The organism is Algoriphagus sp. NBT04N3, assembly GCF_019443765.1.
GTDB lineage: Bacteria > Bacteroidota > Bacteroidia > Cytophagales > Cyclobacteriaceae > Algoriphagus > Algoriphagus ornithinivorans.
Map to the genome: position 1 here is coordinate 1,359,883 of NZ_CP048415.1, position 21,393 is coordinate 1,381,275.

The following is a 21,393-nucleotide window of genomic DNA, read 5'->3' on the forward strand; positions in this document are numbered from 1 at the left end:
TTTGTGAAAGTTTTCGCGAAAACTTCCTATGCTAAACCCAAAACTAACACACTGCTTGCTTGCCTTTATGGCAAGTCTTATTTCTTACCAATTACAATCTCAATCTCTTCCCTCTTCAGAGCTTTATCATGAGCTTTTAAAAATTGAAGAGACCAAGAGAGTACTCTATGTAGCAGCACACCCTGACGATGAAAACACCCGGCTAATATCCTATTTAGCTAATGAGGAGATGGCTCAAGTTGCTTATTTGAGCCTTACGCGTGGAGATGGTGGCCAGAATTTGATAGGACCAGAGTTGGGGATTGGGTTGGGACAAATTCGAACTCAGGAGCTACTCAAGGCTAGAGAAACAGACGGGGGAAGGCAATTTTTCACCCGGGCCAAAGACTTTGGCTATAGTAAAAATCCAGACGAAACCCTGACTAACTGGGAAAAGGAGCAAATACTAGCCGATGTTGTATGGGTCATTCGCAAATTCCGACCGGATATTATCATCACAAGATTCAATACCATTCCTGGGGTAACACACGGGCATCATACCACATCTGCTATTTTAGCAGAGGAGGCCTTTGATTTAGCAGGGGACCCAAAGGCCTTTCCAGAGCAGTTAAAGCATGTGGAAGTTTGGCAACCGAAACGGATTTTTTGGAATGCTTATAACTTCCGTGGAGAATTTGTAGAAGAGGAGGGGCAAATATATCACGCATTTCCTACTGGAAATTTCAATCCTCTTTTGGGACAGACATATAGTCAAATTGCGGCTGATAGCAGGACCATGCATAAATCTCAGGGCTTCGGCTCCACAGCTGGAATTGGAGAAGCTTTGGATCATATTCAATTTACCAAAGGGGAGGGATTTACTGACTCACCTTTTGATGGGGTGAAATCAAGGTGGAATGAATTGTCTAACTCAAAAGAAGTTCAAGATCTTTTGAAGAAGACTATCAAAGATTTTGACTTTATAAATCCTGAATCAAATCTTCAAAATCTATTAGCCCTAAGGAGAACTTTTGCTACTCAAAAAAGTAAAGCCACCTGGTTTCTTGAAAAGAAAGAAGCACTGGATCGACTGATTCTGCAAGTGTTGGGTATAGATTTCGAATTCAATACAAATAAAGAAACCGGTTTTCCAGGTTCAGAAGTACAGGGCTTTTTCATTTTTAATAATCCTTCCAAAAGTGCTGTGGAAAATCTTGAATTTGAGGTTTTCAATTCCATCTTAAAAGGCGAAAAAGACCAAATCTCCAATAATCAGCCTGTAGAAATCGATGTGAATTTTAAGATTCCAGATAATGCTTCCTTTTCTCAACCTTATTGGCTAAAAGACTACAAGGAAGGAGACGCGATGTATACCGTCAAGGATCAGACCCTTATTGGTAAGCCTTTCAATGATATTCAGATAGGTGGAAATGTGAACTTTACTTTAGGAGGAGAGCAATTTTCTTTCCCCGTTCAGCTATTTCATAAATTCAATGATCAGGTGGATGGAGAGGTGAAGCAACCTTTCACCATAATTCCCAAAATAGATCTTAGCCTTTCCAAAGAAGCAGTTTTTCAGTTGCCAACTTCTAACCCAACTTTGGAGGTCACAGTAAATTTCAAAGATCAAATTGCAGATGGAAAGCTGAATTTTAAAGGTTTAGAGCCAAATCAATATCAAATATTGGAGGTAACAGATAATCCTGTTTTGAAGCAGAGAATTTACAAGGTTGGTTTTCTCCCGAATGGAAAGGGGAAAAAGATGATCACCGCTCAATATATCACCTCAGATGGAGCAGTATTCGATCAAATCACCCATCATATACGATACAAGCACATTCCGAATTTGACCTACTTTACTACTGCAGAGGTTGCCTTAATTCAGGAAGATTGGAAAGTTTCAGGTAATGTTTTGGGATATATTCCCGGTGCGGGAGACGATGTGCCACAGGTGCTTGAAGCTTTAGGTTATCAAGTAAAAATGATTGGGCCTGCTGATTATACAGTAGAAAAATTAGCTGAATTCAAAACCATTATTGTCGGTATCAGAGCTTACAATACAAATCTAGATTTGGCCTCCAATCAGCAAGCTTTAATGGGGTATGTCCGTTCTGGTGGCAACTTGATCGTGCAGTATAATACTTCATCTCCTTTACTTACCAATCAATTGGGGCCTTATCCTTTTACCATAACAAGGGATAGAGTTTCTGTGGAAGGGGCGGAAGTATTGGCAGATTATCAACACCCACTACTAATAGGGCCAAATCCAATCACTGCAAGTGACTTTGAAGGTTGGATTCAGGAAAGAGGCTTGTATTTTGCTGGAAGGCTTTCAGAGGAGTACAGCACACCTTTGGTGATGAATGATCCTGGGGAAGACCCAAAAACAGGTTCATTGATTTATGCAAAGTATGGTAAGGGAACCTATGTGTATACCGGGCTTTCCTTCTTTAGAGAATTACCGGCAGCCGTTCCCGGTGCAATTAAATTATTCATTAATCTGATCGAACAATAATTTGGAAGAGCGAGATATCAAATGGAGAAACCTGTATATTGGCTTAATGCTTAGTTTAGGCGGATTGATCGTGCTATTTTTCTTGCTAATGAAATCCTTCTCATGAGTTTAATTGATTGGATTGTACTCTTTGGAACCTTGGGTTCCATTGCCGCTTATGGTATTAACATGACCAGAGGCAAAAAGAATCTAGATTCTTACCTGAGAGGGGGTAATACTATGAACTGGTGGACCATAGGGCTTTCCATTATGGCGACTCAGGCTTCTGCTATTACTTTTCTCAGCACACCAGGGCAGGCTTATGAAAGTGGAATGGGCTTTATCCAGTTCTATTTCGGCTTGCCATTGGCTATGATCATTATCTCAGTTTTTTTTATTCCTATTTATTACAAACTGAAAGTCTACACTGCTTATGAGTTTCTGGAAAATCGTTTCGATTTAAAAACCAGAACACTCGCAGCCTTATTATTTATTGTGCAAAGGGGGCTAGCGGCAGGAATTACCATCTATGCGCCGGCGATCATTCTTTCTACCTTATTAGGCTGGAACCTAACCTGGACTGTAATTTTCATTGGGGTTGTTGTCATTATTTACACCGTTTCAGGAGGAACTAAGGCAGTGTCCATTACGCAAAAGCAACAAATGGCAGTAATGATGGGAGGGATGATTTTGGCAGGAATTATAGTGATACAGCTGATACCTGTTTCATTAACCGAGGCGCTGCATGTGGCTGGGAAAATGGAGAAACTAAATATTGTCACCTTTGAATTTGATCCATCTGATCGATATAATGTCTGGTCAGGAATGACTGCAGCGGTATTTTTGTTTTTATCTTATTTCGGAGCAGATCAAAGTCAGGTTCAGAGATATTTATCCGGTCAGTCCCTCTCCCAAAGCCGAATGGGATTAATAATGAATGGATTTTTAAAGATTCCCATGCAATTCATTATTCTTTTCATCGGAGTAATGGTCTTCGTTTTTTATCAATTCTATCAGCCTCCGGTCATATTCAATCAAGTTCAAACAGAAAAGTTGGAGGATAGTCCTTACTCTGAGGAATATCAGATTTTGAAAGACAATTACACTCGAAATTTTGAAACGAGTAAATCCAGCTATATGGAAATGCTGGCAGCGATTGAAAAAGAAGATGAGGCCAAAGAAAGAGAGTTGCAGCAACAACTTCAAACACTCAAGGTAGAGCAAAATCAAATCAGGGATGATGTAAAGGAGTTAATTGTCAAAAATGATCCTGTTGCTGAAACTAGGGATACGGATTATGTATTCATGCGCTTTGTCATGGATCATTTACCAAAAGGAATCATTGGATTACTCTTTGCGGTAATATTTTCAGCGGCTATGTCATCCAGTGCTTCAGAGTTGAACTCATTGGGATCTACAACTACCATAGATCTCTACAAGCGTTCCATGAAAAAGGACGGAACGGACAATCATTACGTCTTTTCTTCTAAATTTTTCACCGCATTTTGGGGGGCAGGGGCTATATTATTCGCCATATACGCTTCCCTTTTTGAAAATCTAATTCAAGCTGTGAATTTGTTGGGTTCCTTGTTTTATGGAACAATCCTTGGAATATTCTTAGTAGGATTTCTGATGAAGTGGGTGAAAGGTCAAGCTGTTTTTATTTCAGCATTAATGTCTCAAGCCTTGATATTATTGATTCATTTCAGAAATGGTGTAGGCCTTTTTGGAATTGAATGGGAAATAGGGTTTCTCTGGTACAATGCCATAGGGTGTTTGTCTGTAATGCTATTCAGTACAATTATCCAGTTTCTGAAAAAATAAAGAGGCTGTCTCATAAATAGCTTTAGTGTCAGCCTGAGCGCCTGCCTGTCGCAGACAGGGAGTTGAAGGCCATTTCTATCTTTTTGGCCTACATATCGATCCCGTTCAATTGTCGGGACGATCAGTGTGACAATTTGCGCTTTTGAGACAGCCTCTCTAAGAAATCTTATCGTGAAGAATATTAATCCAAACTTTTGATCAATCGCTCGTTGAGCCCTACATAATCTGGGTTTTTGGCTTCTTCAGCCATCTTCATTGACTCTTTTGCTGAGGTTTTAGCCGCTTCTTTTTTGCCTAATTTCGCTTCAATTTTAGCTTTAAGATGCATGGTCCAATATTTTGGATCTGAGGATACAGATTCAGAAATCCACTCATACGCTTGGTCCAGATCTTTATTATTTGTGAAGTAATAGCTAGATGCAGCATAAAGTAGGCTTGGATCTTTGGTTTTAGTATCGATTACATTTTCCTTGATTTGCGCCATCACAATAGGATCCACCTCTGTTGTGATTCTAAAATCCACTCTGGTATTTTCCCATTTCATAGAAAGGTCAGCTCCATTGTCAGTCATGTTATTGAAGCTGATTTCAAAAGTTTCGTACTTTCTGCTTAGTTTATTGGGGGTAACATCAAACCTAAGAATATCATCCTCTGGGCTATATCCAATTGCTCCCCAAAGCTGAGTGTTTTTGGATAGAACTACTGTCCATTTATTTTTCCCCGGAATGCTGTATAAAGCATATTTACCTTTTGGAATGCTATTGCCTTGAATATTCACTTCTGTTGAAAACTCAACAGTAGTTGCCGAATTGGCACCAGTTCTCCATACCTGTCCAAAGGGAACCAATTCCCCGAAAATCTTTCTTCCTTTTGTGCTCGGTCTGGAATAATCTACAGTGACATCTGTTAAACCAACTTTTTGAGAAATTTTGGCTGAAGGTGATGCCTGAGGCATTTGAATTTGCTGTGCGAACCCAAAACTGAAGGAAAATAGGGTAAATAATAAAATTGGAATAATTGACTTTCTCATTGATATAAATTTAGTTTAAATACGTTTTGTTAAGCTTCAAGAACTTATCAATTTATGTGCCTTTAAATACCATTGCGGTATATTGGAATGAATTTTTTATTGCCTTTGTTTTAAGCTATAACTGTCTATTAAGGCTTAAAATTCTAGGAAGTTCAAAAATAATTTCTTTTTTGATCAGTGGGCCTATGATTCTTTGCAGTTATTCGAAAGGAGTAAAGGAATTTAGAAATTTGCATTATGAATTTAGCAATCATTTGTCCCGGGAAGAATCCAGAACCATGGATTGAAGCATTAAAATCTTACAAGGAGGATTTAGATATTCAGGTTTATCCAGAAATTACTGAACCTGAGAAAGTTGAAGCAGTTCTTGTTTGGCAGCATCCCAAAGGGATTTTATCTGATTTTCCGAATCTGAAGCTAGTTAGTTCTATGGGAGCTGGCGTTGATCATATTTTAACTGATCCCAGTATTCCGGCTCACCTTCCCATTGTTCGAATCGTAGATGATAGACTCACTTGGTCTATGACCAATTATGTGGTGATGGGAGTGTTGAACTACCATAGACAAATCACCCGATATCAAAAGGATCAAAAGCGTAAAGTTTGGGATATGAGTAATCCTGAGATTCCTGTGAAAGTTGGTGTCATGGGAGTAGGGGCTTTAGGCTATGATGTTTTGGAAAAGTTAGATTTTATGGGCTTTGAAGTCGCTGGTCTTGGTTTTACTGCCAAAGAGAATTTCAAGTTCCCATATTATACCAAAGAGCAACTGAATGAATTTTTGCAGGAAATAAATGTGGTCGTTTGTTTGTTGCCATTGACCAAGGATACTGAGAATATACTTGATATGGAATTTTTCAAATCCTGTCAAAAAGGGACTTATTTGATCAATGTGGCGAGAGGAAAACATTTGGTAGAAGAGGATTTAATCAATGCTATAAATGAAGGATATATCTCAGGTGCCTTGCTTGATGTTTACAGAAAAGAGCCCTTACCAAAAAATCATCTATTTTGGGATCAAGAAAAAATCACCATTACTCCTCATATTGCTAGTGTTACTAACCCAAAAGCTGCCGTTCCTCAAATTTTAGAAAACTTTAGTAGAGTTAAGAATAACCATGAACTATTAAATCCCGTAGACCGTGAAAAAGGATATTAAACTGCACGAATGAATAAAACACATACTATACTTTGTCCGACTGATTTTTCTGAGTGTTCTCTGAATGCAATTGAATATGCTGCTAGGATAGGAGAAAAGTATAATTCAAGGCTAATTCTGTTTCATGTAGCCAATACGGAAGATTATCTTAAGCTATCTCCTATGGACATCAACGCTGTTTATCAGATGGATTTTTTAAAAGATAAACTTAAAAGCTTGCATAAAGCGATAGAACGGGAGAGTTTGCCAAATGGATTGGAATCCTGTGAGTGGAAAATAGTAGATGGAAAAATTGTGGAAGAATCCCTGTCTTTGGCAAAAGAAGTCAAGGCGGATATTATTGTTGTGGGAACCGAAGGAATGAATGAGTTAAGGAAAAATATTATCGGTTCTAGAGCGAGTAAAATAGTAGAGCAATCCGAAATAGATGTTTTGGTAGTCCCAAGAAAAGTATTTTTCAAGAGACCTAAAAAATTGATTTTTGCCACCAATTATTTGGAAGAAGATAAATTGGCCGTGCAAAAAATCATAGATCTTGCCAGGTACTATGATGCCGAGGTGGATATAGTTCATGCGAGTCAGGGTAAACGTGCCACGGATAAATCTCTTCATCAAATTATGACAGATGAACTTAGACCCTTTATCAAGTATGATAAGGTCAACTATGTGTTGAAAAGCTTCCGCGACGATCTGGCTTTGGGTTTGGAAAATTACCTGCAAACCTCCAAAGGGGATATGCTGATAACTCTCAGTGAAAAGAAGGATTTTTTCGATAGGGTATTTACCAGGAGTCTTTCAAAAAAAATGGCTTATTTCATCAATAAGCCACTTTGGGTAATCAAAGGTTTTTGATTTATTGAAAAGGTTTTTTCAGGAAAGTAATAAACTCTTTCCTGGCCTTTTCATCCACAATTACTGATTTTAAAGTTTTGAAAAAATAGGATAAAGTCAGCTTTTCTTCCTCTTTGGCAATGGGCTGAATAGGCTTCTTTTCTTCAGTTCCAATCTTCGGAAGTGCGTCTTCTTGATCTTGGTTTGGTTTGTATCCTACCAATTCATCCGCTTTTTCAAAACTCTTTTTTGAATGTGACTGATAGCCGAGTTTTTCTTCCACCAATCCTTTATTGTTATAAGCTACTGCATCCTCAGGATCCAGTTCAATTGCTTTTTCATAATCCTCAATAGCTCCCTTCAAATCACCGATTCTGTCTTTGAAAAAAGCCCTGCTGCTATATCTATAGGGATTGGATGGGTCTAAGTTAGCTGCCTTATCAAATTCAGTTAAGGCTTCTTCATTTCTTTTGAGCAGGTGAAGAACAACAGCTCTATCAGAAATGAAATTGGTATTGTAGGGTTCCAGGGCTACGATTTTATCAAAATCAGCCAAGGCATTTTCTGTTTGACCTAGCCTGGATAGTATTCTCCCTCTATATAAAAGCAATTCTGTGGAAGAGTCATCCTTTTCTATCAGGAAGTTAAAAACCTCTAGCGCTTCCTGAAACTTACCTTCTTTATATAAACTGATACCTGTTTCGAAATTCATATTCAATCGTTTTATTTAATACAAAATTAATCCCTGAATAGTTTTGCCAAATAAACTTCCTTTGGTTTTTGTTCCCATTCGGACTGTCCTGTTATCTTTAAAGCCGAATCAGTTGAGTCTATGCCACAGAATCCAGTTAATGTTCTTAAAGATCTGCAAGGAGGGAAATTTGCTCCTATTTATTTTTTAGATGGAGAAGAGCCTTTTTACGTGGATTTGATTACCAGTTTTATTGAGAAAAACGCCATTGCTGAGCACGAGAAAAGCTTCAATCAAATTGTGCTTTATGGAAAAGATTCCAATATGGGATTGATTCTCAACAATGCCCGAAAGTTTCCTATGATGGCTGAAAGGCAAGTAGTCATTGTCAAGGAATTTCAGAGTTTACCAGATCTAGGCAAAGAGGATTCAGTAAAGCTTTTGCAGGGTTATCTTCAAAATCCTTTGCCCAGCACCATTTTAGTTCTGGCGCATAAGCATAAAAAATTGGATGGTAGATCTGCGCTATACAGAGACTTAGATAAAAAAGCAGTCTATGTAAGATCTGATAAAGTACAGGATTATAAACTTCCGGCTTGGATAGATGCTTATTTCAAAGATATGGGGCATAGCATTGAACCCAAAGCTTGTCAATTATTAGCAGACTCCATTGGAAATAATCTGGAGGTATTGACCAATGAGGTAGGTAAAATGTTGATCAATTTTCAGGGAGCCACTCAGGTAACTGTAGATCATATCTCCAAGTACATTGGCATCAATAAGGATTACAACAATTTTGAATTACTAAAAGCGATTGGTTTTCGGGATGTGGGAAAAGCTAATAAAATCATTCACTACTTTTCTCAGAATCCAAAAGCACATCCGGTAATTCCACTTTTCTCCCTGATTTACAATTACTTTACCAGGATAGCGCTGATTCATCAATCCAAGGTATATTCAGATTCCCAGGTAGCCAGTGTAATCGGAGTTCCTCCCTTTGTTGCAAAGGAATACGTGATCGCAGCCAGAAACTATAAATTGGGCAAGGTAATTGAGGTGTTCAGATACATCAAAGAGGCTGATCTTCGTTTTAAAGGAGTTGACTCCGGGAGTTTGAGCGAATCAGAAAACCTCCGCGAGCTTGTGTATAAGATTTTACACTGAACCCCTTATTCCATTTATGAAATACCACCTGGTGCTTCTAGCAAGCCTGGGTCTGTGTTTGAAAGTCCAAGCTCAATCCGGTTTGTACCAAACCAGTCCCCAGCGATCTATCGATGAGCAAGTCGAGTTGTTTGATAAGCAGCTTTTTTCTGCCGCTCTTTTGGATAATCTGCAAATCCAAAACTTACCATTAAGTTCCGAACAAAGTAGAAGTGGACAACTTCATGCAGCCATGTCTGCTTTGCAGTTGGAGGCTCCCAATGGACCCGGCTTAATGAAAACCTATATACTGGAAAATGGAAATCATCCATCTGTAGCTACTGCGGGCTTATATATGGGGGATCATTTTTTCTATAAAAGAAATTATAGGGAAGCTCTAGAAGGATATAGCTTAGTCAAAAGCGAAAAATTAGATGCGGAAGCTAGGGCAGATGTATTATTTAAGCAGGGTTATGCATACTTCCAATTGAATGAATACTCCAAGGCAGCTCCTTTTTTTGATCAAGCAAAGACTTTAAACCAACCGGTAAGTTTTGATGCCTATTATTACTCAGGATATATCGCCCTGAAAAACGGGAATTCACAGAAAGCTATCGCAGATCTTCAAGCGGCTTCTAAGTCTCAGTTTTATGCCAATAAAGTTCCTTATCTATTGGCGGCCATGTATTATGAGCAGAAAAATTTTGATGAATTGATTTCTTACGCAGAACCCAAATTAGCATCAGTTTCTAATCTGGAAAGGAAAGAAATGATTCACTTGTATTTGGCAGAGGCTTATTTTGCAAAAAAACAGTTTAACAAGGCAGCTGAGAATTATGATGCTTTCGTCAATGCCAGAAAAGGAGAATTGACTCGTGAGCAGGTATATAAAGGAGGGATAGCTCAATTTGAAATCAAAAATTATCAGCGTGCAGCTGATTACTTAAAAGTCTCTGCTTCTTCTAATGATGAATTGGGCCAAGCTTCAAGCTACTATTTAGGACATTCTTATCTCAAATTGGATAATTTCCAATTTGCCAGCACTTCTTTCAAGGCTGCTTCAACTTCCACATTCAACAAGAATATTCAGGAGGAAGCTATTTTCAATTATGCCAAGGTCAATTTGCAAAAAGGGAGCTTTCAGGCTGGAATTTCAGGCTTGGATGAATACTTGGAAACTTATCCTCGAGGCAAATTTAAAGGCGAAGCTGAAACCCTATTATCAGAAGCTTTGATTAACACCAATGACTATCTGCGTGCAATAGAGCAGATGGACAAAATCAACAACAAGTCACCAAGAATAAGAGAAGCCTATCAAAAAGTAGCCTTTTATCAGGCAATGGTATATTACAGGGATCAGCGATTCCCAGCCGCTATTTCTTATCTCAACAAATCTTTGGAGTATCCCATTGACAAGGATTTGATTTTGGAATCACATTTTTGGAAAGGTGAGATTTATGCTGCTTCCGGTGATTTGAATGCTGCTATTAAATCCTATGAGACAGCGATCAATTTAGGTCGTACCACTTCAAGTTCCTACATCAATAAAAGTCTTTATGGATTAGGTTATGCCTATTTCAATAGCCAAAAATATGCTCAGGCCGAACAACAGTTTAAGACCTACACAGATAGACTCAGAAATAGGAATGATAAGGAGAATTATGGTGATGCTTTATTGAGATTAGGCGATTGCTATTATGTTCAAAAGCGATTCAGAGAATCTGAGCAAACATTTCAGTTGGCAATTACAGAAAGAAATGAAGGGATAGATTATGCCTATTTCAGATTAGCCGTTGTACAAAATTTCCAATCAAACAATAATGCAGCATTGGCCAATCTGGAAAGGTTGATTTCAAACTATCCGAACTCGCTCTATTTAGAAGACGCACTTTTCCAACGAGGTCAGATTTTCATGGAGGAAACTCGCTACTCCGAAGCTGCCAATGCATTTACTGAATTGATCAACAAAAGACCAAACAGTCCTTTTGTTCCTTATGCCTTGGAGGGTAGAGCTGTAGCCAATTTCTCTATGAGAAATTATGATAACACGATCAGGGATTATAGAGCAATTCTAGATCAGCATCCAAATTCGCAATCATCAGAAACGGCACTGAAAGGATTGCAGGAAACTTTGGCTTTGCAAGGAAGATCCGGCGAGTTTTCGGATTATTTAGAAAATTACAAGAGGTCCAATCCGGATGGTGGATCAGTGCAGTCTTTAGAGTTTGAAGCTGCTAAAAGCTTGTATTTTGAAAAAAGCTATTCACAGGCTACCAGATCCTTTGAAAACTATCTGAGATCCTACCCCCAGTCTGCACAGCGTTCCGACGCATTATATTTCTTGGGAGATTCCTATTTGCAGTTGGGAGATAAAGAAAAAGCATTGGTTTCATTCAGAGCTTTGGAAAAAGAGCCTGCTTCTCCACAAAGATTGAAGGCTATTCAGAAAATTGGTAGCATAGAACTTTCCAAAGGAAATTATGAGCAGGCGATTCCTTATTTGGAGACTTCCTCTCAGAATGCAAGAACCAAAATAGAAGAAGCGGAAGCTTTGGAGGGCTTAGTGTTGGCTTATTTCCAAACACAAAAGCATAATCAAGTGATAAGCACTGCTGAGAGGCTGGAAAAACTGGATGGGATCCTACCTCAGGCTAAACCTAAAGCCCTGCTCTTCAAAGCAAAATCCCAATTAGCATTAGGTCGAAGAGATGCAGCCGAAATCAGTTTGGCAATTCTGGTGGATGGATTTAAAACTGTGCAAGGTGCAGAAGGCTTATTCCTTTTGGCAGATTCTTACAGAGCAAAAGGTCAAATTGAGCAATCTAACAATGCCATTTTTGATCTGTCAGGACCTTTTGTGGATTTTGACTACTGGTATGGAAGGATGTTTATCCTGCTTGCCGAAAATTATATTCAATCAGGAGAAAGCTTCCAAGCGAAAGCAACACTAGAATCTATTGTAGAAAACACTCCAAATGCTGAGATTAAATCAATGGCTCAAGCTAAACTTCAAAACCTTAAATAATCATGAAAAAGCTTTGCATACCTTTCTGTTTAGCGCTGGTATTTGGTGCAGGTGCTGAAGTTAAAGCTCAGATTCAATCTCGTGGAGAAGTTCAGGATCAGGAGTTTGTCATCCGTAAAGACAGAGTTTTGACTTTGCCCACTCAGCCTAGAATTTTTGAGAAACTTCCTGTTTTGCCTCAGCCCAAAGGTCTGAGTGATTTTAATTACCAGGTGAATTTCTACGAATTAAATCTGCCTCCGGTAAAACTGGAAGCTGAGCCCGTTCAAAAAAATTATAGACAGGAGAGAATAGATTTATATCCGGGCTTTCTGAAGGCGGGTTATGGTAATTTTGCAAGTCCCTTGTTGGAAGCCAGATTTATGGCTACAGAGGTTTATGATTGGAATTACGCCATAGATTTGAGACATCAAAGCTTTGGAAAGGGTCCGGTTTTGGCTGAAGAGTCCAAAGAGTCTCATTCTACTTTGGGAGGTTCGGCTAGTTATTTCATGGATCAGGTTGAACTATTTGGAGGACTTCGTTGGGCACAGGATTCCTATTCCTTTTATGGAGTGGATAGTGCTTTTTATAATAATCCCAATTTGGAGTTCATGGGCTTTGATGGAAATGTCCTGAACACGGTCAAAATTGAAGCCGGAATTCGGGATATTGAAAAGACCGGACCGGTTTCATATGAAGGTAAAATCAATTTCAGAAACTTCAAGGACAGTTATTTTGTCAATGAAAATGAATTTGGTTTGAATGCTAAAGGTAAGTTTCGACCTAGTGATGACTGGACAGGTAATCTAGGTTTCGAATACTTCTTTACAAACACAGAAGATGAATTATACCAGGGGAATAGGACGTATTTCGCCATCAGGCCGCAAGTAGCTTATCAATATGAAGCTTTCAATTTTTCCGCGGGACTGAATATTATTTCTGAAAATGATAGTATACCGGGGAAATCAAGTGATTTTAGGATTTTTCCAAATTTAAAAGCCAGCTATCAGTTTGCTGAAGAGTTTGGTTTTTTTGGAGAGTTTAGTGGTGATGTTCAGCGAAATACCTACTACAGTTTTGTCATGCAAAATCCATTTTTGGGTCCTTCCGAGCAACTCCTTAATACGGTTAATAATTACAAATTAGCAGGGGGAATAGAAGGACAATTCCAGGGGAATTTTCATTACAAGGCAGGAATTGATATCAGCCGGTTTAATCAATATCATTTCTTCGTGAATTCTGGTGCAGATACCTCTCGCTTTGAAATAGTTTACGATGATAAGGTCAGTGTATTCAATATCAATGCTGAATTAGGTCTCAAATTATCTTCCATTTACAGCCTCAATTCGAGGCTGGATATATTCCAATACGACCTCAATCAACAGCAAGAAGCCTGGCACCGACCAACTTGGCAATTGGGAATCAACAACCAAGTTACTCCATTTAAGCAATTGCTAATTCAGGCTAATGTCAATGTAATGGGTGGTTTGAAGGGGAGAGGATATTTGTCTCCTTCAGACGCTGCAGCGATGCTTCCTTATCCTGTGGTCAAGCTAAAGACAATTGCAGACCTCCAGTTAAAAGCAGATTTTAAAATCACAGAAAAAATCGGTGTATTTGCTGAAGGCAACAATCTATTAAATGCTCAAAACACCCGTTGGTTAAACTATCCAGTGAGGGGAGTGCAATTAATTGGTGGAGCTTGGCTGAAATTCTAAAAATTGGTTTGCCTTTCCGGGCAAATAACTTAGTTTCGTAGCTACCTTTTTATAAAATGGCAGAAAAGAACTCTGAACAACGTATGTGGTTTGATCCGAAAGATTATGGACTTCCTTATGTGGAAGTTAAACCCTTGCATAATCCAAAGAGTGAGGCTACCAAAAATTTAGATTCTGAATCCAAAGAAAAAAAAGTAGAACAGGTGATCCCTGTAGCCAAGCCTGAAGAAAAAGAGAAGACCAAAGTAGCTACAGAAAAGCCTGAACAAGTCTTGCCGGTAAATGAAAAAGCGAAGGTTAGTGATAAGGTAGAAGCTGAAAAACCAGCTGAGCCAAAAATTATAGCCAAAAAGCCAGAGCCAGTAAGTCCGAAACCGACCCCAAAAAAATCTAATTCTTGGGTTGTATATGCTGCCATCATTGGCTTGCTATTGGTCTCGACCATTGTTTGGCAGTTGATGAAAGAGGAGAAAGCAGACTCTCCTACAGAACAAGCATCTCAGAGTTCCATGACCCCAACAGAGAGTCCTGCGAATACTACCGAAGAAATAAATAATACATCAAAAGAAGAAAATCAAGTAACTGAAAATCAGGATTCTATTTCAAATTCTAATGCTCTTTCCTCATCACCTCAAGAAAGTACTGAAACTGGTACAACTATTGATCGTAAAGAGGAGAGTTCTTTGATTCGAATTGAAGCAAGAGAGGCAAGACCCCGATATTTTATCGTAGTGGGTAGTTTGCCAAACGAGCGACTAGCAATTCAGGAGTCTGACCAGTACAGAGATCGCACGAGGGAGCTTTATTTAATAGCCCCTTATGATGAGGTCTCTAATTATCGATTGGCCATAGGGAAATATAGTTCCTTTAGTCAAGCGAGTGCTGAGTTGGATAAAATCAAAGAAAACTACACCGAAGCATTATGGATTTTGAAATATTAATATGATTCTTCTTCAAACCCTCTCAACAGATTCATTTTCTGCAGCTGACAGTCTTGGAATGGATGCAGCTGGACAAAACATCGGACTACTTGACCTCCTGATTAAAGGTGGTTACATGATGATTCCGCTTTATTTACTCTTCATCTTAGCAATTTTCATTTTTATTGAAAGGCTAATGACCTTGAAGAAAGCTACTGCAACATCTTCCCATTTATTGGACCAAGTGAAAGTTTTGGTTTCCAGTGGTCAAATAGAAAAAGCAAAAATTCTCTGTGCTGGTGAAAAAACACCAGTGGCTAACATGATCGCTAAAGGTATTGAGCGAATCGGATCTCCATTGAAAAACATTGAAGTTTCTATTGAGAATGTAGGTAAAATCGAAATCTACAAGCTTGAGAAAAATCTCAATCTATTGGCAACTGTTTCAGGTGCTGCTCCTATGATAGGTTTCTTGGGTACAGTGGCAGGTATGATTCAGGCATTTATAGCAATTGCCCAAGAGGAAGGAATGGTTTCTCCTAAATTGCTTTCCGAAGGGATATATGAGGCCATGATCACTACAGCAGCAGGACTGGTTGTGGGTATTTTGGCTTATTTAGGATACAACTACCTGGTTACTCAGGTTTCTAAGTTGGTACACAGCATGGAATATTCTTCCATAGAGTTTATCGAATTACTTCAAGAGAAATAAGATGGGACTCCAGTCAAAAAATAAAGTAGAAACTGCTTTCAGCATGTCATCTATGACAGATATTATCTTTCTGTTGTTGATATTCTTTATGTTGACATCCTCATTCATTACGCCATCAGGTCTTCCTGTAAATTTACCTTCCAGTGAAACATCTGATATTGCTCTTCAGGAGGTCACAGTATCGGTAACCAAAGACCTGCGTTATGCAGTAAATGATAGAGTAGTAGCACGAGATCAGATTAAGGCAGAATTGACCAATTTGTTGGCAAATAAAAAAGGACAAGTCGTATTACATATTGATAAAGAAGTACCTGTGGAGTATTTGGTGGAAATTGGCGGTATAGCTGCTGGTTTGGAAGCCAATGTTTCTATCGCTACAAAACCTTATTAAAATGGAATTTTGGGATGCAGATAAAGTAGAAAATCAAAATAAAAGGAGATCAGGTTTGATCACCCTTTTGATCAACATCCTATTGTTGATTGCTTTTTACTTTATTGTAGTCTGGAAGCAACCTATTCCACCTTTACCTACTTTTGGATTGGAGTTAAACCTAGGATTTACTCCTACAGGTTCTGGCGATAGAAATTCAGCAAATGCCCCTTCCGAAACGGTAACTCCTGTTACTGAGGCCGCTGCTCCTGGAGAAATTGCGCCACAAGTAACTCAGCCGGCTACACCCGCTCCAAGTACTAAGACTGAAACAGCAAAACCCAAAGCAACATCTAAGCCAGCTGCAAATGAAGCAGTAACCACTAAGCCTTCTCCCATCAAGGGTGAGAAAAAAGCCGTGGAGACTACCAAAAAACCAGAGCCTGCCAAAACTGAACCGGCAAAGACAGTGACGACCCCTGCAGAATCTAAGGCAGAAGAAACTGTTCAGAAAGCGCCTGAACAACCAAAAATTGACCAGAGAGCGATTTTTGGTGCGGGAGGCACAAAAGGTAAGGGAACAACTCCTGCCTCTGGAGGTGCACAAGGAAGCTCAAATGAAAAGGGTGACGAAGGTGATCCTAAAGGTACTGTAGACGGTAGAGCGATAATGGGCCAAGGTTCCGGACAAGGTACCAATTCAGGTGCGGGCTACAGCTTGGATCTTGCTGGATGGGATTTTGCTTCCAGACCTAATATCAATGACCGGGTAAGTACAAGAAACGGCAGGATAGTTTTTAAAATCACAGTGGATGACTCAGGTCGTGTGGTTCAAGCAGTACCGTTGGAGTATAATGTATCCAATGATGTATTGGCTTATTACAGACAGGTAGTCAATCAGATTTCCTTCAAAAAACAGGGAGGAGCTGTTGCCGATTTCTCCACTGGAAAAATTACTTTCATTATCAAGGTAGATTAATTATGACCTATCAGGAAACGCTGGATTACCTGTATCAGGCACTTCCTATGTTTCAAAGGGTAGGTGCTGCTGCTTTCAAAAAAGACCTGAGTAATACTATTGCCCTTTGTGAGCACTTAGGCAATCCTCAGCATCAATTCAAATCAATCCATATAGCTGGAACGAATGGAAAGGGAAGTTCTTCTCATTCTATAGCAGCAATTTTGCAAAAGGCTGGTTACAAGACCGGATTGTATACCTCACCACATTTAAAATCCTTTACCGAACGAATAAAGATCGACGGAGAAGAAATTCCGGAAATCTCTGTGATTGATTTCGTTGAACAGAATAAAGCTTTTTTAGAGGATTTAAGGCCCAGTTTTTTTGAAATGACTGTGGGTATGGCTTTTTGGTACTTTGCCAAGCAGCAGGTAGATATAGCCGTAATTGAAGTGGGTATGGGCGGACGACTGGATAGCACCAATGTGATCAACCCTGAGATTTCACTTATCACCAATATAGGCTGGGATCATATGCAATTTTTGGGAGACACCTTGCCTCAAATCGCCGGAGAAAAGGCAGGCATTATTAAGCCTCATACGCCGGTAGTAATTAGTCAAACTCAAGAGGAGACCACTTCGACATTTAAAGAAAACGCAGCTAAGCAGAAAGCACCTCTTTATTTTGCTGATCAAATCTGGAAGATTGAAAAGAATGGAGAAGAGGCGGGGAAAGCGATTTATCAGGCTAGTTCCGACAAAGCAACCTTTTCATTTAAATTTGAGCTATTAGGGAATTATCAAAAATGGAATTTGCCTGGAATTTTTGAGACTGTATATCAACTGAAATTGAAGGGTTGGAATATAGAGTCTCAGGCAATCATTGAAGGTTTGGATAGTGTTGTTGCCAGTACTGGTTTGAAAGGAAGGTGGCAAACCTTGTATGAAAAGCCTTTGACAATCTGTGATACAGGGCATAATGAGCCGGGTATGATAGAGATTGTTACTCAGATTGAGACTTATTCTTATGAGCAATTATGGATGATTCTGGGAATGGTGCAGGATAAAGATGTAACCAAAATTCTCAGGCTCTTACCTCAATCTGCAAATTTTATTTTTTGCGAAGCGAATATTCCCCGTGCTATGAAGGCCAGTGAGTTGGCTGAAAAAGCGGAAAGTATAGGGATTAAGGGCCAAATAATGGCTGATGTAAATGATGCAATTCAATTTGCTAGAAAAAAAGCAGGACCAAATGACTTGATATTTGTAGGAGGCAGTACTTTTGTGGTCGCTGAAATCGAAGAGCTGTAATAATGAGTAGAAAAAAACTGGTTCGTTTTAAGGAAAACGAATTAAATCCGAATGTAGTCCAGGCTGGCAAAGCAATTTTTGAAGAAATCAAAGGTAATTGGAATGAAAAGCAGTTTAAAAATCCTAACCCTCTTGTGGTTGAATTAGCCTGTGGCCGTGGAGAGTTTACTGTGGGTTTAGCCAGAGTTTTTCCTAATCAAAACTTTATTGGGGTCGACATCAAGGGAAGTAGGATTTGGAAGGGTAGTTCTACTGCTACAGCAGAAGGAATTGAGAATGTGGCCTTTTTGAGGACTCAGATTCAGCAGTTGGATCAGTTTTTTTCAGAAGAAGAAATATCAGAACTATGGATCACTTTCCCAGATCCATTTCCAAGAGATGGAGATGAAAAAAGGCGATTAACTTCTCCCAAATTTTTGGATATGTATAAGTCCTTGGTGAAAAGAGACGGAATTATTCATTTTAAAACGGATAATACTGGCCTTTTTGATTACTCATTGGAGCTGGTTCAGTCCAGAGAAGACATAGAAATTCTAGGATTTACTCATGATTTTTATCAAAGTGAATGGAAGGATGATCACTTTGGAATCCAAACCCGATATGAAAAGATGTTTTCCGAAAAGGGTGAAAAGATCAAGTATTTGAAATTCCATTTCAGGAATTAATCAAACTTCAATTTGACCTTTTCTAGGTAAAACGTTCCTAATACCTTTTCCAAAAGCAAATCTCTATCTACTGGTTTGGTGAGATATTCGTCCATTCCTACAGATATTGCTTTTGCTTTGCTTCTTTCTGTAGTATCGGCAGTAACTGCTATAATCGGGATATTTTGATGATGTGAACCTGCCTGGCCTGCTCTTATGGCCTGAGTAGCTTCATATCCGTCCATTTCAGGCATTTGAAGATCCATCAAAATCAAGTCAAATTGCCTAGCCTGCATTTTATCCAGCGCTTCCAGTCCATGATTTGCAAAATCATAACTGATTCCTTCCCACTTTTTGAGGATAGATTTGATTACTAGCTGATTGACAGGGTTATCCTCAACGACTAATATTCTTTTTTCCTTAAGTAAATTATTTTTCTCCGCTAAAATTAGCTCATTGGTCTCCTTTGCTGCTTTATCAAATTCTAATTTGATAATGACCTCTGTGCCTTTATTCACTTCACTTTGAATTTGAATCTTGCCATGGTGTAATTCGACCAAAGCTTTAACAATGCAAAGCCCTAAACCAAAGCCACCAAATTTTCTTTTATCATCAATTTGCTCCTGAATAAATGATTCATATATCCTGTCAAGCTTCGCCTTTTTTATGCCTGCGCCTGTGTCTTTGATGGAAAAGGTCAGTAGATGTTTGTCTTTTTTATCTTCATAATCAAGCACTTCCAGTTTTATCGAACCTTCATTGGTGAACTTGACAGCATTATTCAAAACATTCCCAAGAATCTGACGGAATCTAGTTGCATCTCCAATTGCGCGTTCAGGCAATATTGCTTTTTCTTCATAAGCAAACTGAAGGCCTTTATCCCTAGCTTGTTGGTAAGTGATGGCTTTCAATTCATTGATTACTTTATGAACACTAAAAGGTCTGCTTTCTAGATTCAGCTCATTTTTTTCAATCTTAGAATAATCAAGAATATCGTCAATGGAGGAGAGAAGGGAGAGCGATGAGTATTTGATGACTTCCAGATTCTCCTTGACCTTTTCATCTGGCAAATCCCTCATGATGGATTCTGATAGTCCTAAAATCGCATTGAGAGGAGTTCTCAATTCATGACTCATATTAGAAAGGAAGTAAGACTTTATTTGGTTGCTCTCCTCTGATTGCTGCAAGGCCTCTTCTTGAGCTTTTTCTTTCTCTGATCTCAGTAGACTGATTCGGTTTGCCATGGAGAGTGACAAGAAAATGATTTCAAGTCCAGTTCCGATTTTAGAAGCGTTTTCTGTGATAAAGGTATTGGGTATTACACTGAAATTATTCAATATAAAAAGAATAAAGCCTAGGGTAAGGAAGAATATACCGATGGTGAAAAATGCGTCTATCTTTTTTCCTTTGATGTACCCAATAATTATGGAAGAAATTACTAATAGCAATAAAATTAGAGCTAAGCCATTTGCCGCTGGATAGTATAGTTGCCACCAGGCATCCACGAATATCACAAAAACAAACAAAGCGATTATTCCAATAATTAATCCTGAAAAAATCTTATTTAAAGCTTTACTGATTTCTTCAATTTGGATATAAACCTGAGTATATCTTCCAAATGCTAAAGTTGAAAAAACTGCAGCGATTAGAATGCTTTTATCTGCTAAAAAACCAGGCGATTGAAAGATGTATTGGTAGAGGTAACCATCTAAGCCTAAGTGTAATAATGCTACAGAGAATACATAAGTGATATAGAGTAAAAAACTTTTCTCTTTGATACCAAAATAGAAAAATAGATAGGTGATTCCTGTTAATAATAAGATGCCATAGAAAATCCCATAGATCAACTGATCGAAATAGGAGCTGCTGATTAATGAACTCGGGGAGTTTAATTCCAAAGGGAGATTGATGACTTCTCCATCACTTTGATAGTTGATGAAAAAATCAGCACTTTTCCCGGCTTCAAGCTTGAGCGGAAAAATGGTCTTTCTATGATCAAATGCCCGATCTTCCCATCTGACTAGATCTCCATTCGTCAGTTTTTGATTGATCAGCCCTTCTTGAACTTGATATAATACTACTGAATCCGTGATGGGTCTTCCAGTTTCAAAGAAAAATACTTTATCCTCTTCGCTATCATTTGTCAAACTGAATTTGACCCAATAATTAGAAGTGGTAAAACCAAGATTTGAATTTCTATTTGGTATATCATTGAATGGTAAAATCTCTTCATTAGAGAGTATACTTTGTATGGTATATATAGAGTCCTTGGCATCGAAAAGCTTAGAGTCACGGAATACAGAAAATGGGTATTCCCTAATTTGTGAAACATTTACTTGTGCGTAGGTCAATCGCGGCAAAAATAGGATAAGACCTAGAATGATGATCTTAACTATTTTATTTTTCATAGGAATCTAAAATTAAGGTGTCAAGATTACGACAGATATACGAGATTCCTTTCGAATTCAGATTATTGAACTTGAAATTATCAAAAATGTAATCCTTAATAATTTAATTAAATGATAAGTACTACTTCTAGTTACCTATTCATTTATATAAATAATTTCCGATGATATATAAATAGAACCGATCAAATAAAAATAT

The 21,393-nt window shown here is 38.5% G+C and carries 16 protein-coding genes; 13 read left to right on the forward strand and 3 right to left on the reverse strand.

The annotated features are described in order from the left end of the window. Positions 1 to 28 precede the first annotated feature (28 nt). Positions 29 to 2,494, forward strand: a complete 2,466-nt coding sequence (locus GYM62_RS05825) for a PIG-L family deacetylase (RefSeq protein WP_219958708.1) — start codon at positions 29 to 31, stop codon at positions 2,492 to 2,494. Between the two features lie 102 nt (positions 2,495 to 2,596). After that, positions 2,597 to 4,297 carry a sodium:solute symporter gene (locus tag GYM62_RS05830; protein WP_219958709.1) on the forward strand — a complete coding sequence of 567 codons (1,701 nt, stop codon included), beginning with the start codon at positions 2,597 to 2,599 and terminating at the stop codon, positions 4,295 to 4,297. A gap of 181 nt (positions 4,298 to 4,478) precedes the next feature. On the opposite strand, the gene GYM62_RS05835 is transcribed toward GYM62_RS05830, so the two are convergent. After that, complete coding sequence (locus tag GYM62_RS05835; protein WP_219958710.1) at positions 4,479 to 5,327, reverse strand: DUF2911 domain-containing protein; 849 nt, start codon at positions 5,325 to 5,327, stop codon at positions 4,479 to 4,481. A gap of 237 nt (positions 5,328 to 5,564) precedes the next feature. Between GYM62_RS05835 and GYM62_RS05840 the strand changes: the two genes are divergently transcribed. Then, positions 5,565 to 6,485 carry a glyoxylate/hydroxypyruvate reductase A gene (locus GYM62_RS05840; protein ID WP_219958711.1) on the forward strand — a complete coding sequence of 307 codons (921 nt, stop codon included), beginning with the start codon at positions 5,565 to 5,567 and terminating at the stop codon, positions 6,483 to 6,485. 9 nt (positions 6,486 to 6,494) lie between these two features. Beyond that, positions 6,495 to 7,337 carry a universal stress protein gene (locus GYM62_RS05845; protein WP_144604996.1) on the forward strand — a complete coding sequence of 281 codons (843 nt, stop codon included), beginning with the start codon at positions 6,495 to 6,497 and terminating at the stop codon, positions 7,335 to 7,337. Between the two features lies 1 nt (position 7,338). On the opposite strand, the gene GYM62_RS05850 is transcribed toward GYM62_RS05845, so the two are convergent. Further along, complete coding sequence (locus GYM62_RS05850) at positions 7,339 to 8,028, reverse strand: tetratricopeptide repeat protein (RefSeq protein WP_144604998.1); 690 nt, start codon at positions 8,026 to 8,028, stop codon at positions 7,339 to 7,341. Positions 8,029 to 8,148: 120 nt separating this feature from the next. Between GYM62_RS05850 and holA the strand changes: the two genes are divergently transcribed. Genes holA through trmB form a run of 9 tightly spaced genes read left to right on the forward strand, consistent with a single transcriptional unit; the run spans position 8,149 to position 18,810 of the window. Beyond that, positions 8,149 to 9,171: a DNA polymerase III subunit delta gene (holA, locus tag GYM62_RS05855; protein ID WP_144605000.1), complete on the forward strand. Its 1,023-nt coding sequence runs from the start codon at positions 8,149 to 8,151 to the stop codon at positions 9,169 to 9,171. Between the two features lie 16 nt (positions 9,172 to 9,187). Next, the gene (locus GYM62_RS05860; protein WP_219958712.1) at positions 9,188 to 12,175 is read left to right on the forward strand and encodes a tetratricopeptide repeat protein; all 2,988 of its coding nucleotides are present in this window, start codon (positions 9,188 to 9,190) and stop codon (positions 12,173 to 12,175) included. A 2-nt stretch (positions 12,176 to 12,177) separates the two neighbouring features. Next, complete coding sequence (locus GYM62_RS05865) at positions 12,178 to 13,875, forward strand: TonB-dependent receptor (RefSeq protein WP_219958713.1); 1,698 nt, start codon at positions 12,178 to 12,180, stop codon at positions 13,873 to 13,875. Between the two features lie 56 nt (positions 13,876 to 13,931). Further along, the gene (locus tag GYM62_RS05870) at positions 13,932 to 14,816 is read left to right on the forward strand and encodes an SPOR domain-containing protein (RefSeq protein ID WP_219958714.1); all 885 of its coding nucleotides are present in this window, start codon (positions 13,932 to 13,934) and stop codon (positions 14,814 to 14,816) included. 1 nt (position 14,817) lies between these two features. Further along, positions 14,818 to 15,507, forward strand: a complete 690-nt coding sequence (locus GYM62_RS05875; RefSeq protein ID WP_091654044.1) for a MotA/TolQ/ExbB proton channel family protein — start codon at positions 14,818 to 14,820, stop codon at positions 15,505 to 15,507. Between the two features lies 1 nt (position 15,508). Next, positions 15,509 to 15,898: a biopolymer transporter ExbD gene (locus tag GYM62_RS05880; RefSeq protein WP_091654043.1), complete on the forward strand. Its 390-nt coding sequence runs from the start codon at positions 15,509 to 15,511 to the stop codon at positions 15,896 to 15,898. 1 nt (position 15,899) lies between these two features. Next, a complete protein-coding gene (locus GYM62_RS05885; protein WP_219958715.1) occupies positions 15,900 to 16,856 on the forward strand; it encodes an energy transducer TonB in 957 nt (318 codons plus the stop codon). Between the two features lie 2 nt (positions 16,857 to 16,858). Continuing rightward, a complete protein-coding gene (locus GYM62_RS05890) occupies positions 16,859 to 18,145 on the forward strand; it encodes a folylpolyglutamate synthase/dihydrofolate synthase family protein (RefSeq protein ID WP_219958716.1) in 1,287 nt (428 codons plus the stop codon). Between the two features lie 2 nt (positions 18,146 to 18,147). Continuing rightward, the gene (gene trmB, locus GYM62_RS05895; protein ID WP_091654037.1) at positions 18,148 to 18,810 is read left to right on the forward strand and encodes a tRNA (guanosine(46)-N7)-methyltransferase TrmB; all 663 of its coding nucleotides are present in this window, start codon (positions 18,148 to 18,150) and stop codon (positions 18,808 to 18,810) included. Here trmB and GYM62_RS05900 read toward each other — a convergent pair. Further along, positions 18,807 to 21,197 (reverse strand): hybrid sensor histidine kinase/response regulator, encoded by a 2,391-nt coding sequence (locus GYM62_RS05900; RefSeq protein WP_219958717.1) that lies wholly within the window; start codon positions 21,195 to 21,197, stop codon positions 18,807 to 18,809. The genes trmB and GYM62_RS05900 overlap by 4 nt on opposite strands. Between the last annotated feature and the right edge of the window lie 196 nt (positions 21,198 to 21,393).

Excerpts from the sequence above, each read along its gene's own strand:
- GYM62_RS05845 (WP_144604996.1), top strand. The coding sequence starts at position 6,495 with ATGAATAAAACACATACTATACTTTGTCCGACTGATTTTTCTGAGTGT.
- GYM62_RS05865 (WP_219958713.1), top strand. The coding sequence starts at position 12,178 with ATGAAAAAGCTTTGCATACCTTTCTGTTTAGCGCTGGTATTTGGTGCA.
- GYM62_RS05835 (WP_219958710.1), bottom strand. The coding sequence starts at position 5,327 with ATGAGAAAGTCAATTATTCCAATTTTATTATTTACCCTATTTTCCTTC.
- GYM62_RS05830 (WP_219958709.1), top strand. The coding sequence starts at position 2,597 with ATGAGTTTAATTGATTGGATTGTACTCTTTGGAACCTTGGGTTCCATT.
- GYM62_RS05825 (WP_219958708.1), top strand. The coding sequence starts at position 29 with ATGCTAAACCCAAAACTAACACACTGCTTGCTTGCCTTTATGGCAAGT.
- GYM62_RS05880 (WP_091654043.1), top strand. The coding sequence starts at position 15,509 with ATGGGACTCCAGTCAAAAAATAAAGTAGAAACTGCTTTCAGCATGTCA.
- GYM62_RS05840 (WP_219958711.1), top strand. The coding sequence starts at position 5,565 with ATGAATTTAGCAATCATTTGTCCCGGGAAGAATCCAGAACCATGGATT.
- trmB (WP_091654037.1), top strand. The coding sequence starts at position 18,148 with ATGAGTAGAAAAAAACTGGTTCGTTTTAAGGAAAACGAATTAAATCCG.
- GYM62_RS05900 (WP_219958717.1), bottom strand. The coding sequence starts at position 21,197 with ATGAAAAATAAAATAGTTAAGATCATCATTCTAGGTCTTATCCTATTT.
- GYM62_RS05885 (WP_219958715.1), top strand. The coding sequence starts at position 15,900 with ATGGAATTTTGGGATGCAGATAAAGTAGAAAATCAAAATAAAAGGAGA.
- GYM62_RS05870 (WP_219958714.1), top strand. The coding sequence starts at position 13,932 with ATGGCAGAAAAGAACTCTGAACAACGTATGTGGTTTGATCCGAAAGAT.
- GYM62_RS05890 (WP_219958716.1), top strand. The coding sequence starts at position 16,859 with ATGACCTATCAGGAAACGCTGGATTACCTGTATCAGGCACTTCCTATG.
- GYM62_RS05860 (WP_219958712.1), top strand. The coding sequence starts at position 9,188 with ATGAAATACCACCTGGTGCTTCTAGCAAGCCTGGGTCTGTGTTTGAAA.
- GYM62_RS05875 (WP_091654044.1), top strand. The coding sequence starts at position 14,818 with ATGATTCTTCTTCAAACCCTCTCAACAGATTCATTTTCTGCAGCTGAC.
- GYM62_RS05850 (WP_144604998.1), bottom strand. The coding sequence starts at position 8,028 with ATGAATTTCGAAACAGGTATCAGTTTATATAAAGAAGGTAAGTTTCAG.
- holA (WP_144605000.1), top strand. The coding sequence starts at position 8,149 with ATGCCACAGAATCCAGTTAATGTTCTTAAAGATCTGCAAGGAGGGAAA.